Origin of the sequence: Lelliottia sp. F153, assembly GCF_002870005.1 — a bacterium.
GTDB lineage: Bacteria > Pseudomonadota > Gammaproteobacteria > Enterobacterales > Enterobacteriaceae > Enterobacter > Enterobacter nimipressuralis.
Map to the genome: position 1 here is coordinate 50,487 of NZ_PKFT01000006.1, position 14,089 is coordinate 64,575.

Sequence of the window (14,089 nt, forward strand, 5' to 3'; positions counted from 1 at the left end):
CCCGGCTAACCGTTCGGATGCGTTGTCGGCCCGGTTAGCGTAACGCCACCGGGCGCAGTTCGGTTATCCCAACGCCTGAATCGCTTTTTCCAGCGCCAGGCGCAGCAAATGCCGGTCGTGGCGATATTTAATATCACTCGCTTCCAGCTCTGTCTGCACCACCACACGGCCTTCCATACCTGAAACATCCACCTTAGGCCCTACGACCACGCCGTCGATGATTTTTTTACCGACGTACTGCTCCATCAGATTGAGTTTATCGGCAAGCGAAAGGCTGGCGGCGGCAGGGCTAAGTTCTTTCCCAAGATTACCGATATACACCATCGGCGCGGGTGTTCTGCGCAGCGCCTGAGCCAGCTCTTTTACCAGCAGCAGCGGCATCAGGCTGGTGTAAAAACTGCCAGGGCCGATGAGGATCAGATCCGCTTCGCTGATTGCTTCCACCGCTTCGCGCGTGGCGGGAACAGTTGGGTAGGTCATCAGCTCTTTGGGTGGGACTACCAGCTGGTCAATATTGACCTCGCCGTAAACTTCATGCCCTTCCATGTCGATCGCCATCAAATCGACCGGTTGTTCCGACATAGGAATCAGGAAAGCATCCACTTTCAGCAGATTTCGGATTAAATTGATCGCCTCAAGCGGGCGTACGCTCAGGTGATCCAGCGCCTTTAACATCAGATTTCCGAGGTTATGCCCGGAAAGTTCCCCGTTACCGCCAAAACGATACTCAAACATCGCCGATGCGACGCTTTGTTCGGTAATTAACTGGTTAAGACAGTTACGCATATCGCCCCAGGCGATACCGCCTTCTGAACGACGAATACGACCTGTTGAGCCACCGTTATCGGTGGTGGTCACGATCCCGGTGAGCCTGGAGCCCAGCGAGGATAATGACGACATAACCCGCCCCAGCCCATGCCCTCCGCCGAGAGCGACCACACGGTCAAGATCCGCAAAAGTGCGATTGCGCATACAGATTCCTTATGACATTTGATCCGCGTAACAGTAACCCAACTACCCCTAAAAGACGATGCCCGACCCCTGTCAAAATGACGTATATCAATGCGAAACATTGATTTTTACGTATTCTGTAGTGAAAGTGCACGATCAGGTCGCTATATATATAATTATATAGCGAAATCGGTGAATGGCGAAAGCGCCATTTCCGCGCTACTATCGGCATAACCCACGTTTTCAAATTTGAAAACATACACTCTAGCCCTGGCGCCTGTGTCACACGATATGGCGCCCTGGCCGTGACGGAAACGTCACCAGGGTACAGAAAGAAATGACTGTGCCTCCCGTACTGGAAAGGTGTACATGGCTTCTCAACTCACAGATGCTTTCGCGCGTAAGTTTTTCTATTTACGTCTGTCGATTACCGATGTGTGCAATTTTCGTTGCACCTATTGCCTGCCAGACGGCTACAAGCCGGGCAGCGTCACCAATAACGGATTTCTTTCCGTCGAGGAAGTGCGCCGCGTCACGCGTGCGTTTTCTGAGCTTGGCACGGAAAAAGTCCGTCTCACGGGTGGCGAACCCTCTCTGCGTCGTGATTTTCCCGACATCATCGCCGCCATTCGTGAAAACGAGAGCATTCGCCAAATCGCCGTCACCACCAATGGCTATCGCTTGGCCCGCGATGTGGCCCAGTGGCGCGATGCGGGTCTCACGGCCATCAACGTCAGCGTCGACAGCCTCGATGCACGCCAGTTTCACGCCATCACCGGGCAGGATAAGTTTCGCCAGGTGATGGAGGGGATCGATGCGGCGTTCGAAGCCGGTTTCGACAAAGTCAAAGTCAACACGGTGCTGATGCGCGATGTAAACCATCACCAGCTCGACACCTTCCTCGCGTGGGTCAAACCCCGCCGCATTCAACTGCGTTTTATTGAGCTGATGGAGACGGGCGAGGGCAGCGACCTGTTCCGTCGTCATCATATCTCCGGCATGGTGCTGCGCGATGCGCTGCTGAAGCGCGGCTGGATCCACCAGATTCGCCAACGCAGCGACGGGCCGGCGCAGGTCTTTTGTCACCCGGATTATGAAGGGGAAATTGGGCTTATCATGCCCTATGAGAAAGACTTCTGCGCCACCTGCAACCGTCTGCGCGTCTCGTCTGTGGGCAAGCTGCATCTGTGCCTGTTCGGCGACGGCGGCGTGGATCTTCGCGATCTGCTGGAAGACGATGCGCAGCAGGAGGCCCTCGAAGCGCGCATTTCTGCTGCTCTGACGCATAAAAAACAGACCCATTTCCTGCATCAGGGCGACACCGGGATTACACAAAACCTGTCTTACATCGGCGGGTAATCGGCTTAAAAGGAACCAGAAAATGAGTCAGGTCAGCGCTGAATTTATTCCGACGCGTATTGCTATTCTTACCGTTTCTGAACGTCGTGGTGAGGAGGATGACACCTCCGGCCACTGGCTGCGCGACGCCGCCCACGAGGCGGGGCACAGCCTCATTGATAAAGCGATAGTGAAAGAGAATCGCTACGCCATTCGCGCTCAGGTCTCCCAGTGGATCGCCAGCGCAGAGGTGCAGGTGGTATTGATCACCGGCGGCACCGGTTTTACCGCAGGGGATCAGGCGCCAGAAGCGCTGCTCCCGCTCTTCGACCGCGAAATCCAGGGCTTTGGCGAAGTGTTCCGGATGCTCTCCTTTGAGGAGATCGGTACGTCCACGCTGCAGTCGCGCGCCGTGGCCGGGATCGCCAACAACACCCTGATTTTCGCCATGCCAGGCTCCACCAAAGCCTGCCGCACCGCGTGGGAGAACATCATCGCTCCGCAGCTGGATGCCCGCACTCGTCCGTGTAATTTTCATCCTCATTTGAAGAAATAAGCTATGTCGCAATTGACCCACATTAACGCCGCTGGCGAAGCGCATATGGTGGATGTTTCCGCCAAGGCCGAAACGGTGCGTGAAGCGCGCGCCGAGGCTTTCGTAACCATGTTGCCAGAAACCCTGGCGATGATTATCGACGGCAGCCACCACAAGGGTGACGTTTTCGCTACCGCGCGTATCGCCGGAATTCAGGCCGCGAAACGTACCTGGGATCTTATCCCGCTGTGTCATCCGCTGATGCTCAGCAAGGTTGAAGTGAGCCTGCAGGCCGAGCCGGAGCACAACCGCGTGCGTATCGAGACGTTGTGCCGTCTGACCGGCAAAACAGGCGTCGAGATGGAGGCCTTAACGGCGGCCTCGGTTGCGGCGCTCACCATTTACGATATGTGCAAAGCGGTGCAGAAGGATATGGTGATTGGCCCGGTTCGTCTGCTGGCGAAAAGTGGCGGCAAATCCGGTGATTTCAGGGCGGACAATCATGATTAAAGTGCTTTTTTTTGCTCAGGTGCGAGAGCTTGTCAATACCGACAGCCTGACCCTCGAGACGCCGTTCGACAACGTCGAAGCCCTGCGTGCCCATCTGGCGGCGCAAGGCGATCGCTGGGCGCTGGCGCTCGAAGAGGGAAAACTGCTGGCGGCGGTGAATCAGACGCTGGTGGAGTTTTCCCATCCGCTTCACGCCGGTGATGAAGTGGCGTTTTTCCCGCCGGTCACAGGGGGTTAATCATGGCTGACACGCGGATTATTGTTGGACCGGAACGCTTCAATGTCGGCACGGAATACAGCTGGCTGGCCGAGCGCGACGAAGACGGCGCGGTGGTGACCTTTACCGGTAAAGTCCGGAACCATAATCTGGGGGAGAGTGTGAGCGCGCTGACCCTCGAGTATTATCCGGGGATGACGGAAAAGTCGCTTGCCGCTATTGTGGAAGAGGCCCGTCAGCGCTGGCTACTCGGTCGCGTCACGGTGATTCACCGCGTCGGCGAAATGTGGCCTGGCGAAGAGATTGTCTTTGTTGGTGTCACCAGCTCGCATCGCGGTAGCGCGTTCGATGCCGGTGAATTTATTATGGATTATCTCAAAACCCGCGCGCCGTTCTGGAAGCGTGAAGCCACACCGGAAGGGGAACGCTGGGTGGAATCGCGTGACAGCGACAAGCAGGCTGCCAGCCGCTGGTAACCGGATGGCGCGGATGTGTTAATCTTAAAAGGTGTGCCCACTTAATCAGGAGTTATCATGGACCGATTTCCACGTTCGGATTCAATCGTTCAGCAGACGCGTAGCGGCCTGCAAACTTATATGGCGCAGGTGTACGGCTGGATGACCTGCGGCCTGCTGTTAACTGCGTTTATCGCGTGGTACGCTGCCAATACCCCCGAACTGATGATGTTTATCTTTTCCAGCAAAATCACCTTCTTTGGGCTGATTATCGCCCAGCTGGCGCTGGTGTTTGTGCTTTCCGGACTGGTGCAAAAGCTCAGTGCGGGCATGGCGACCACGCTGTTTATGCTCTATTCGGCGCTGACCGGCCTGACGCTCTCCAGTATTTTTATCGTCTACACCTACTCCTCTATCGCCAGCACCTTTGTGGTGGCCGGTGGGATGTTCGGTGCCATGAGCCTTTACGGCTACACCACCAAACGTGATTTGAGCGGTTTCGGCAATATGCTGTTTATGGCGCTTATCGGGATTGTGCTGGCGTCGCTGGTAAACTTCTGGCTGAAAAGCGAAGCGCTAATGTGGGCGGTGACGTACATCGGGGTGATTGTGTTTGTCGGCCTGACGGCGTATGACACTCAGAAGCTGAAAAACATCGGCGAGCAGATTGACGTGCGTGACAGCGGTAACCTGCGCAAATACGCCATTCTTGGCGCGTTAACGCTCTATCTGGACTTCATCAACCTGTTCCTGATGCTGCTGCGGATTTTCGGTAACCGCCGCTGATTGCTGTGCCCGGCGGCGTTTACGCCTGCCGGGCATGCAATTCATATTTCTGATCAGTGGATCGCCACCCGGTTTTTGTTATTTCGCCATCGCTTTCTCATTCTTCGCCCGCAGCTTTTTCGCCCGACTCTCCAGAATCAAATAGCCGACCGTCGCCAGTGCCAGCGGCAGGAAGTAGTACAACATTCGATAGGCCAGCAGCGCCGCGATAATCGTGCCGTGAGACACGTGTTCCCCCGCCAGCAGGGCAATAAACACTGCTTCTAACACCCCGATCCCGGCCGGAATGTGGACAATTACCCCGGCTATACTGCTCACCAGCAGCACGCCAAGCACGAAGAAATAGTTCACCTCTTCGCCAATCAGCAGCCAGATAATGGCCCCCATCACCATCCAGTTAGCGCTGGAGATCACCATCTGCACCAGCGCGAACTTCCACGACGGCAGCACCAGTTTCTGCCCTTTGACGGTCATATGACGGCGTTTTGCGAATGCGCAGGCCCAGAGATACGCCGCGATGATCAGCAGCAGGACGATGCCCAAAATCCGCAGCGTCGTTTCGTCGATATACCAGTGGGCCGGAAGCTGCACCACGCCAATGGTGAAAATCACCCCGCCGAGCAGGATATACCCGAGCCAGTTGGTGGTGATGCTTAGCGAGAAAATGCGCGTGATGGTACTGCCCGGCAGCCCGAGGCGCGAATAGAGGCGGTAGCGCATGCCGATGCCGCCCACCCAGGTGCTGAGGGTCAGGTTAAAGGCGTAGCAGATAAACGATACCAGCATGACCTGGCGTTTCGCCAGCTTATGCCCGCAGTAGGCGCGGCCCAGCAGGTCGTAGCAGCCGTAAATCAGATAGCTGACGATCACCAGCCCGACGGCGCTGAGCAGCACCAGCCGGTTGTAGTTGCGGATGACTTTCCACACCTCTTCCCAGTCAATTTTCTGCGCGTAGACCACCAGCAGCACGGCAACAGCGATAAAAAACAGCCAGGTGAGAATGCGTTTAGCCAGCCGCCAGCGCGGATGTGATTTGCTCATTACGGTTTCACCCCTGAGTTTTCGGCTTCAACCCTGTCCTGGGTCTCCATTTCCGGCTGAACAGGCGCCGGCACCAGTGCGAGCTTGGGCGTATGAGCCGGCAGCCAGCCCACCAGCGCCGGGAAGTGGCGCAGGAAGTGGAACACCACCACGCTTTTGGTCAGATTCCACCAGGTGCGTTTCGGCACCATCGAATCATCTACCCGCACGCAATCGCGAGCGATAATGCCCGTAAGATTGTCGCGCAGGGTCTGGTTAAATGCGCGATCGTGGATGATCAGGTTAGCCTCCAGATTAAGGGACAGGCTCAGGGGATCGAGATTGCTGGAGCCAACGGTCGCCCAGTGATCGTCCATCAGCGCCACTTTTCCGTGCAGCGGGCGGCGGCGATACTCGTAAATCTGCACGCCGCCTTTGACCAGATAGTCGTACAGCAGCCGCGCGCCGACGGTGACAATCGGCATATCCGGCTCGCCCTGTACAATCAGTTTGACCCGCACCCCACGCCGTGCGGCATTGCGCATGGCGTGCAGCAGACGGTAGCCGGGGAAGAAATAGGCGTTGGCGATGATCACTTCGCGCTTCGCATTGGCGAGCATTTTCAGATAATGGCGTTCAATATCGTCCCGATGCTCGTCGTTATCGCGCCAAATAAACAGCGCCTGCGCCTCACCGGGCTGGCGGTTTTCTTCCGGGCGATGATGGCGTTTCCACCAGCGGCGCACCGCCGACTGCCCCGGCAGATTTTCCAGCTCAAAGAGCAAGATATCCTGCACCACCGGGCCTTCGACTTTCACCGCATAATCCTGCTTCGCCTCCGGGCCGTAGTCGGACATGTGTTCGTCGGAGTAGTTGATCCCGCCCACGAACGCGACGTTGCCATCCACCACCACAATTTTGCGGTGCATCCGGCGAAACACGTTGGTACGCATGCCAAACAGCGGCGGGCGCGGATCGTAATAGCGGAACACGACGCCTGCGGCGGTCAGCTCGTTGACGAAGCTGTCGCTGAGGTCGGGCGAACCGTAGCCGTCGAGCAGCACTTCGACTTTGACACCGCGCTGAGCCGCGCGCAGCACGGCCTGATGGAGCTGACGGCCCACGTCGTCCTCGAACCAGATAAAGGTTTCGAGAATAACTTTTTGCTCTGCGGCATCGAGGGCAGCAAAAACGGCGGGATAATACTCATCGCCATTTTCCAGCAGCGTAATTTGGTTACCTTCTCGCCATGAACTTTTCATAAGTGAATCTCCGCACTTAACGGGGCATGGTCAGACAGGTGACGCCAGCCGCGCAGCGCCAGGGTGCTCGGATGGCTGGCGTGGGCGTTTTTGACGTAAATGCGATCCAGGCGCAGCAGAGGAAAACTGACCGGGAAGGTGCGCGCCGGGCGACCATGCGCCCGGGTGAAAATCTCATCCAGCCCGGAATCGGCCTTCAGCGGGCGGTTTGCGCGCTGTCGCCAGTCGTTAAAATCACCGGCGATAACCACCGGATCGTTATCCGGCAGCGAATTGACCCAGCGGGTCATCATCTGCAGCTGTGCCTGGCGATGCGCTTCCCGCAGGCCGAGATGAACGCAGCCCACGTGAACCGGAAAGGCCAGATCCGGCGGTTTTATCCGACAGTAAAGCAGCCCGCGTTTTTCACTTTCTCCCACCGACACGTCGTGATTTTCATAATGTTCGATGGGAAAACGTGACAGCACCGCGTTGCCGTGGTGCCCTTCCGGGTAGACTGCATTGCGGCCATAGGCATAGTCGCTCCACATGGTATCAGCCAGAAATTCGTAGTGGGTGGTGTCCGGCCAGTTCTCGACGTGCAGCGGGTGAATATCGTGCGCGCCCATCACTTCCTGCAGGCAGACGATATCCGCGCCGACGGTACGTACCGCGTCACGCAGCTCGGGTAAAATGAAGCGGCGGTTAAATGCCGTGAAGCCTTTGTGTGTGTTAATCGTCAAAATTTTGAGCGAAAAATGCCGGGTTTTTTGCGTCATATGCTCCTGCCAGCGTCACTATCCTGATGAAAATAAAGTGTAGTCGGCGTCACAAAAAGATGCGGTGTTACGGAATTTTCCGTAAAGTGCGGTACTCTGAACTAGCAGAGAAATATCCTTCAGGAGAGAAGCCATGAAGTGGCAACAACGCGTTCGTGTCGCAACTGGCCTCAGTTGCTGGCAGATAATGTTGCATTTACTGGTCGTGGCGGTACTGGTAATGGGCTGGAAGAGCGGCACGCTGGTGCATGTCGGCTTGGGATTATGTGCGATGTATGGCGTGACCGTGCTGTCGATGCTGTTTTTACAGCGTCACCACGACGCGCGCTGGCGTGAAGTGGGTGATGTGCTCGAAGAGCTCACCACCACCTGGTATTTTGGTGCAGCGTTAATCGTCCTGTGGCTGCTGTCGCGGGTGCTGCATAACAACCTGCTGCTGGCCCTGGCGGGCCTGGTCATTCTGGCAGGACCCGCAGTGGTCTCATTGCTGACCAAAGAGAAAAAGCTAGGCGATATTGCGTCTAAACATCGCGTACGCCACTGAGCCTGTCGTGGCCGCTATGACCAGTAGCGGCCACAAACTTCCCCACACAATATCCAGACTCGCATCCTTCAGATAGATCTGCTTGGTGATATCGGTAAAGTGCCGAATCGGATTCACCCAGGTCAGGTCCTGTAGCCACACCGGCATGTTCTCGACAGGCGAAACATACCCTGAGAGCAAAATCGCCGGCATCATAAAGACAAACACCCCGATAAACGCCTGCTGCTGCGTTGAGCAGAGCGCCGAAATCAACAGCCCGAATCCCACCAGCGACAGCCCGTAAATCAGCATGGTGAAGTAAAACAGCGCCAGCGATCCGGCAAACGGAATTTGATACGCCCAGATACCTATGCCGAGCACAATACTGGCCTGGAAAGTGGCGACAATCAGCGCAGGCACGGCTTTGCCGACGAAAATCTGCCAGGTGGCGAGCGGGGAAACCAGCAGCTGATCCAGCGTCCCTTGTTCACGTTCGCGCGCGACGGAGAGCGACGTCACGATCATCACCCCAATGGTGGTGATCATCGCGATAAGCGACGGCACCACGAACCATTTGTAATCCAGGTTCGGGTTATACCAGTTGCGCACCACCAGCTCGCTGTTATTCGGCCTGGCTTTCCCCTCCATCAGCTCCTGCTGGTAATTCTTCACGACCTGCTGCAGGTAGTTGGCGGCGATTTGCGCACTGTTGGAGTTGCGCCCGTCGAGAATCAGCTGCATCGGCGCGGTCTGGACGTTATCCAGGTTACGCGAAAAATCGGCCGGGAAACGCACCAGCAGCAGCGCCTTTTGCGTGTCGATGGTGGGCTGGATCTCTTGCGGACTTTTCAGCAGCAGCACATGGGTAAAGGCTTTGGCGCGGGCAAAACGCTGGGTCAGCTCCACGGAGTGTTTGCCGTTGTCTTCGTTGTAGACGGCGATGGTGGCGTTGGTCACTTCCAGCGTCGCGGCAAACGGAAACAGCAGAACCTGGATCAGCACCGGCAGGATCAGGATCGCGCGGGTCTGCGGTTCACGCAGCAGCGATTGCAGCTCTTTGCGAATTAATGTCCATAAGCGATGAAACATCGTGTCATCCTCGTGTCGGGTGGCGCTTCGCGACCCCGACCTACAAAACCACGTCGGCCCGGCAAGCCTCTCTACCGGGTATGTTTTAGACGGCGTTTAATCCAGACGCCGTTTTGTTTTCAACCACGTCAGGCCGATAAACATCACCGCCGACGCCATCAAAAACAGAATATTGACGATCAACACCGCCGGAATATTGCCCGCCAGGAACAGGCTTTGCAGCGTGTTCACAAAGTAGCGCGCCGGGATGATATAGGTCACCGCGCGGATAATGGCGGGCATACTGTCGATCTGGAAAATAAACCCGGAGAGCATAATCGACGGCAGAAACGCCGCGTTCAGCGCCACCTGCGCGGCGTTAAACTGGTTGCGGGTGATGGTCGAAATCAACAGGCCCATGCCCAGGGTGCTGAGCAAAAACAGGCTGGTGATCAGGAACAGGAGAATCAGCGAGCCGCGATAGGGCACCTCAAGGATAAACACCGACACCAGCATACAGAGCAGCATCGCCAGCATGCCGAGGAAGTAATAGGGGATGAGCTTGCACAGCAGCAGTTCCACGCGCGTCACTTCCGTGGAGAGCAGGGCCTCCATGGTGCCGCGCTCCCATTCGCGGGCAATCACCAGCGAGGTGAGGATCGCGCCGATGACGGTCATGATTATCGTCACCGCGCCGGGGATAATAAAATGCTGGCTGATGGCGGCAGGGTTAAACCAGTAGCGGGTTTGCACGTCGATCAGCGGCTCAAACTTTTCGCCGCGATCTTCCGCTCGCTGCATCTGCCACAGCTGCCAGATCCCCTCGACATACCCCTGCACAAAATTGGCGGTGTTTGGCTCGCTGCCGTCGGTGATCACCTGAATCGGTGCGTCGGTATTTGCCCGTGCCATATTGGCGGCAAAATCCACGGGGATCACCACCAGCCCACGAATTTTCCCGGCCTGCATCTTCTGGATCAGCGCTTCACGGTTATCGCTGATGGTGGCGTCGATGTATGGCGAGCCGGTCATTGCATGGGTGAAATCGAGCGCTTCTTCGCTCTGCTGTTCCAGTAAAATCCCCACCCGCAGCTTGCTGGAGTCGAGGTTTATCCCGTAGCCAAAGATAAACAGCAGCAGCAGGGGGATCACCACCGCAATCAGCCAGCTGCTCGGGTCGCGCACGATCTGCCGCGTCTCTTTGACGCACAGAGCGCGCACCCGGCGCCAGGAAATCGCCTTAATGCTCATGGGCGTGCTCCTTATCCCAGTCGTTAATCAGGGTGATAAACGCTTGTTCCATGGTGGGATCGGGCTGCTCGTCGTCGGCCGCCTCAGCTTTTAAATCGTCCGGCGTGCCGTGGGCAATCAGCTTGCCGCGATAGACCAGCCCGATGCGGTCGCAATACTCCGCTTCATCCATAAAGTGGGTCGTCACCATCACCGTGACGCCTTTCTCCACCATGCTGTTAATGTGCAGCCAGAACTCACGGCGGGTGAGGGGATCGACGCCGGAGGTCGGTTCATCGAGAAACAGGATATCCGGCTCGTGCATCAGGGAGCAGGCCAGCGCCAGCCGCTGTTTAAAGCCGAGCGGCAGTTCGTCGGTGGCGTGCGAGGCAATATGAGTAAGACCAAAGGCATCGCTCATCCGGGCAATTTTTTCACTTTGCGCCCGCCCACGCAGGCCGTAGACCCCCGAGAAAAAGCGCAGATTCTGCTCGACGGTCAGGTTGCTGTAGAGCGAGAATTTCTGCGCCATATAGCCCAGATGCTGACGGGCTTTGCCGGAGCTGACCTTCAGATCCATATCCAGCACCAGCGCTTTACCGGAGGTGGGCACCAGCAGGCCGCACATCATTTTAAAGGTGGTCGATTTCCCTGCACCGTTCGGCCCGAGCAGACCAAAAATTTCCCCGCGCTTCACGGCGAAATTGACGTTATCCGTCGCGGCGAAATCCCCGAACTTTTTGGTTAAGGATTTGGCTTCGATCACCGTCTCGCCGGGCGTACCCTCCACCGTATGCAGAATGGCTCCCAGCGGTGACTCAGAGGTGCTGGCGCCGCCAAGGAGGTCGATAAACGCATCCTCAAAGCGCGGGGCGGTCTCTTCTATCTCAATTTGCGGCATGCCCTGTGCCTGGCGGATATCGTCGGCGGTGGCCTCTTTTTTGAGGATCACGCGCACCGAACGCCCTTGAATCATGCCGTCGCTCACCTGAGGACATTTCAGTACCCGCTGCAACAGTTTGCGGTTGGTCTCATCGGGGCTGTGCAGGAGAAAACAGCGCCCGGACATCTGCTGCGTCAGCGCCGTCGGCTCGCCCTGATAGAGCAGTTCGCCTTCGTTCATCAGCAGGACGTCGCGGCACTGTTCGGCCTCGTCGAGATACGAAGTGCTCCAGAGAATCAGCATTCCGTCACCGGCCAGTTCGTGGACCATCTGCCACAGCTCGCGGCGAGAAATCGGGTCCACGCCGACGCCGGGTTCGTCCAGCAATAACACTTTCGGTTCGCCGACCAGGGTGCAGGCCAGCCCCAGTTTTTGCTTCATGCCGCCGGAGAGCTTACCGGCCAGCCGGTCGGTAAATGGCCCCAGCGAGGTAAATTCCAGCAAACGGGCGAAGGTTTTTTGCCGCGTTTCGCCCGTGACGCTGCGCAGATCGGCATACAGATTAAGGTTTTCCATTACCGTCAGATCTTCGTACAGGCCAAATTTCTGCGGCATATAGCCGAGCATCGCATGCAGTTCGCTATCGTCTTTGATCGGGTCCAGCCCGAGGACTGAGGCCGTGCCTTCGTCGGGTTTCAGTAATCCGGCGAGCATCCGCATCAGCGTCGTTTTGCCTGCGCCATCCGGGCCGACCAGCCCGGTGACATAGCCTTTTTGCAGGGTGCAATTAAGGGGTGCTACTGCGGGCTTATCCATGCCCGCAAAGCGTTTCACCAGATTATTGAGCTGGATAACCGCATCATTCATGTCGGTCCCCATCGTTAAATTTCACCGTGATCGGCATCCCCTGGCGCAGCGCGTCGTCGGCATCGGTCACAATAATGCGCAGGCGATAGACGAGGTCCGTGCGCAGATCCGGGGTTTCAACGGTTTTTGGCGTGAACTCGGCGGTCGGAGAGACAAACCCGACTTTACCGTGATAGGGCTTATCGGGACGCCCGTCGGTGTAGAGCAACAGCTCGCGCCCTGGCTGGGCCTGATTCAGATTCGGTTCATCAATGTAGGCGCGCACCCATACCGGGCGGGTGAGGGAGAGCGTCAGCACGGTGCTGCCCGCGCTTAACATGCTGCCTGGCTCCACGGCGCGGGTCATCAGGGTGCCGTTGGACGGGGACACCAGCGTGGTGTCGTGCAGATCCAACTGCGCCTGCGCCAGCTGTGCCTGAGCCTGTTCGAGACTGGCTTTTGCCTGGGCGATATCCTGCGGACGGTTACCGGTGCGGTACTGGCTTAATTTGTCCTGGGCGGATTTCAGCGTGGCCTGGGCCTGATCGCGTGAGGAGCGGGCATTTTCCAGATCGTTTGCGGAAATGGTGCGGCTTTTCCATAACCCCTGCTGGCGGTTGTAGAAGTTCTGCGCATAATCAAACGCGGCCTGTGCCTGTTTAACGGCGGCTGCGGCCTGCGCGACCTCTTCATCGCGATAGCCCGCCAGCATCAGATCATATTGCGCCTGAGCCACGGACACGCTGGCTTTGGCCTGCATCAGCGCATTTTCGTACGGTGCTTTGTCCAGCTGGCCCAGCGTCTGCCCGGCGGTGATGGTATCGCCTTCGTCCACCGTGAGAGATTCCAGCCGCCCTCCGACGCGGAAGCTCATATTAAGCGTGCGGATATCCACGTTGCCGTAGAGCGTAAGACCGCGATCCTGCTGGCTCTGATACCACAGCCAGCCGCCGATCCCGGCTGCCAGTACAACGACCACCGCCAGTATGGCGACGACAGGTTTTTTCATGACTCCAGGCTCCTTTGCGTTAAACCTTGCAGGATCAGGTCGAGATGACAGGTGATGACCTGACTGATCTGCGCGGATTTATCCTCATCAAATTGTGTCCAGCCCGTGCGCAGCAGGATGGTTTCCCGACCCAGGCGAAAAGCGAGCACTTCGCCGAGTAGCGCATGGGTATGCAAAATGGTCTGTGTGTCGCTCGCGTCGCGCCCGGTGTAGGCCGCAATCAGCTGCGTCAGGTGGGTGTGCATCGGGGCAATCACCTGATCGTGGACCCGCTGGTAGGCGGCGGTGGGCGAGAGCTGCTCCCGCGAAATAAACTTACTCAGATTCAGCGTATCGTCGTGGGTGAGCAGGGCGATCATATTGTTGCAGGCGTTCAGGATAAGCGCGCGGATGGCGGCGCGATCCGGTGATGGCTCGCTAAGCAGCGCGGTGGCGGCGGCAACCTGTTCGTGAAAACGGCTGCCAATGAAATCGGCGATCCACTGGGCGCACGCGAGATACAAATCTTCCTTCGAACCGAAATAGTAGGTGATGGCAGCAATGTTTTGCCCGGCCTGCGCGGCGATATCGCGGGTGGTGGCGTGCAGGCCATATTCGCCAAACTGGGCAAGTGCTGCGGCAATCAGCTGGCTTTTGGCCTGTTCACCTTTGGTGGTCGTCGGAGTTGGATTCATAGCGTCATTAAAAATTAATCAATC

16 protein-coding genes and 1 riboswitch are annotated in these 14,089 nt (G+C 57.3%); of the genes, 7 read left to right on the forward strand and 9 right to left on the reverse strand.

Annotated features, from left to right (window positions below):
* Positions 1–63: 63 nt before the first annotated feature.
* Positions 64–972, reverse strand: coding sequence for a uridine diphosphate-N-acetylglucosamine-binding protein YvcK (yvcK, locus tag F153LOC_RS14715; protein ID WP_100777131.1), 909 nt, complete (start codon positions 970–972; stop codon positions 64–66).
* A 227-nt stretch (positions 973–1,199) separates the two neighbouring features.
* Positions 1,200–1,333: riboswitch (molybdenum cofactor riboswitch) on the forward strand.
* Here yvcK and moaA point away from each other — a divergent pair.
* The 6 genes from moaA (at position 1,321) to F153LOC_RS14750 (ending at position 4,792) form a co-directional block, all read left to right on the forward strand.
* The gene (moaA, locus tag F153LOC_RS14725) at positions 1,321–2,310 is read left to right on the forward strand and encodes a GTP 3',8-cyclase MoaA (protein WP_100777130.1); all 990 of its coding nucleotides are present in this window, start codon (positions 1,321–1,323) and stop codon (positions 2,308–2,310) included. (Overlaps the previous riboswitch by 13 nt.)
* Before the next feature lie 22 nt (positions 2,311–2,332).
* Positions 2,333–2,845 (forward strand): molybdenum cofactor biosynthesis protein B, encoded by a 513-nt coding sequence (gene moaB / locus F153LOC_RS14730; RefSeq protein ID WP_102105219.1) that lies wholly within the window; start codon positions 2,333–2,335, stop codon positions 2,843–2,845.
* A 3-nt stretch (positions 2,846–2,848) separates the two neighbouring features.
* A complete protein-coding gene (gene moaC / locus F153LOC_RS14735) occupies positions 2,849–3,334 on the forward strand; it encodes a cyclic pyranopterin monophosphate synthase MoaC (RefSeq protein WP_100777128.1) in 486 nt (161 codons plus the stop codon).
* Positions 3,327–3,572, forward strand: coding sequence for a molybdopterin synthase sulfur carrier subunit (moaD, locus tag F153LOC_RS14740; protein ID WP_102105218.1), 246 nt, complete (start codon positions 3,327–3,329; stop codon positions 3,570–3,572). The genes moaC and moaD overlap by 8 nt, the downstream gene beginning before the upstream one ends.
* A 2-nt stretch (positions 3,573–3,574) precedes the next feature.
* A complete protein-coding gene (gene moaE, locus F153LOC_RS14745; RefSeq protein ID WP_102105217.1) occupies positions 3,575–4,027 on the forward strand; it encodes a molybdopterin synthase catalytic subunit MoaE in 453 nt (150 codons plus the stop codon).
* Positions 4,028–4,084: 57 nt separating this feature from the next.
* The gene (locus tag F153LOC_RS14750) at positions 4,085–4,792 is read left to right on the forward strand and encodes a Bax inhibitor-1/YccA family protein (protein ID WP_100777125.1); all 708 of its coding nucleotides are present in this window, start codon (positions 4,085–4,087) and stop codon (positions 4,790–4,792) included.
* Between the two features lie 78 nt (positions 4,793–4,870).
* Here F153LOC_RS14750 and F153LOC_RS14755 read toward each other — a convergent pair whose 3' ends face one another.
* Genes F153LOC_RS14755 through F153LOC_RS14765 form a run of 3 tightly spaced genes read right to left on the reverse strand, consistent with a single transcriptional unit; the run spans position 4,871 to position 7,832 of the window.
* Positions 4,871–5,833 carry a YbhN family protein gene (locus tag F153LOC_RS14755; protein ID WP_102105216.1) on the reverse strand — a complete coding sequence of 321 codons (963 nt, stop codon included), beginning with the start codon at positions 5,831–5,833 and terminating at the stop codon, positions 4,871–4,873.
* Entirely contained in the window at positions 5,833–7,074 is a 1,242-nt protein-coding gene (clsB, locus tag F153LOC_RS14760) for a cardiolipin synthase ClsB (RefSeq protein ID WP_100777123.1), read from the reverse strand. The genes F153LOC_RS14755 and clsB overlap by 1 nt, the downstream gene beginning before the upstream one ends.
* The gene (locus tag F153LOC_RS14765; RefSeq protein WP_102105215.1) at positions 7,071–7,832 is read right to left on the reverse strand and encodes an endonuclease/exonuclease/phosphatase family protein; all 762 of its coding nucleotides are present in this window, start codon (positions 7,830–7,832) and stop codon (positions 7,071–7,073) included. Before F153LOC_RS14765 ends, clsB begins: the two co-directional genes overlap by 4 nt.
* Before the next feature lie 133 nt (positions 7,833–7,965).
* Between F153LOC_RS14765 and F153LOC_RS14770 the strand changes: the two genes are divergently transcribed.
* On the forward strand, positions 7,966–8,376 hold the full coding sequence (locus tag F153LOC_RS14770) for a YbhQ family protein (protein WP_100777121.1): 411 nt from the start codon (positions 7,966–7,968) through the stop codon (positions 8,374–8,376).
* Here the strand turns inward: F153LOC_RS14770 and F153LOC_RS14775 are convergent.
* From F153LOC_RS14775 to cecR, 5 genes are all read right to left on the reverse strand, one after another.
* Positions 8,338–9,444, reverse strand: a complete 1,107-nt coding sequence (locus tag F153LOC_RS14775) for an ABC transporter permease (protein WP_100777120.1) — start codon at positions 9,442–9,444, stop codon at positions 8,338–8,340. The two genes, F153LOC_RS14770 and F153LOC_RS14775, sit on opposite strands and share 39 nt — an antisense overlap.
* A gap of 96 nt (positions 9,445–9,540) precedes the next feature.
* Complete coding sequence (locus F153LOC_RS14780) at positions 9,541–10,674, reverse strand: ABC transporter permease (protein WP_100777119.1); 1,134 nt, start codon at positions 10,672–10,674, stop codon at positions 9,541–9,543.
* A complete protein-coding gene (locus F153LOC_RS14785) occupies positions 10,664–12,403 on the reverse strand; it encodes an ATP-binding cassette domain-containing protein (protein WP_102105214.1) in 1,740 nt (579 codons plus the stop codon). The genes F153LOC_RS14780 and F153LOC_RS14785 overlap by 11 nt, the downstream gene beginning before the upstream one ends.
* On the reverse strand, positions 12,396–13,391 hold the full coding sequence (gene hlyD / locus F153LOC_RS14790; RefSeq protein ID WP_100777117.1) for a secretion protein HlyD: 996 nt from the start codon (positions 13,389–13,391) through the stop codon (positions 12,396–12,398). Before hlyD ends, F153LOC_RS14785 begins: the two co-directional genes overlap by 8 nt.
* Positions 13,388–14,065, reverse strand: a complete 678-nt coding sequence (gene cecR / locus F153LOC_RS14795) for a transcriptional regulator CecR (protein ID WP_102105213.1) — start codon at positions 14,063–14,065, stop codon at positions 13,388–13,390. Before cecR ends, hlyD begins: the two co-directional genes overlap by 4 nt.
* Between the last annotated feature and the right edge of the window lie 24 nt (positions 14,066–14,089).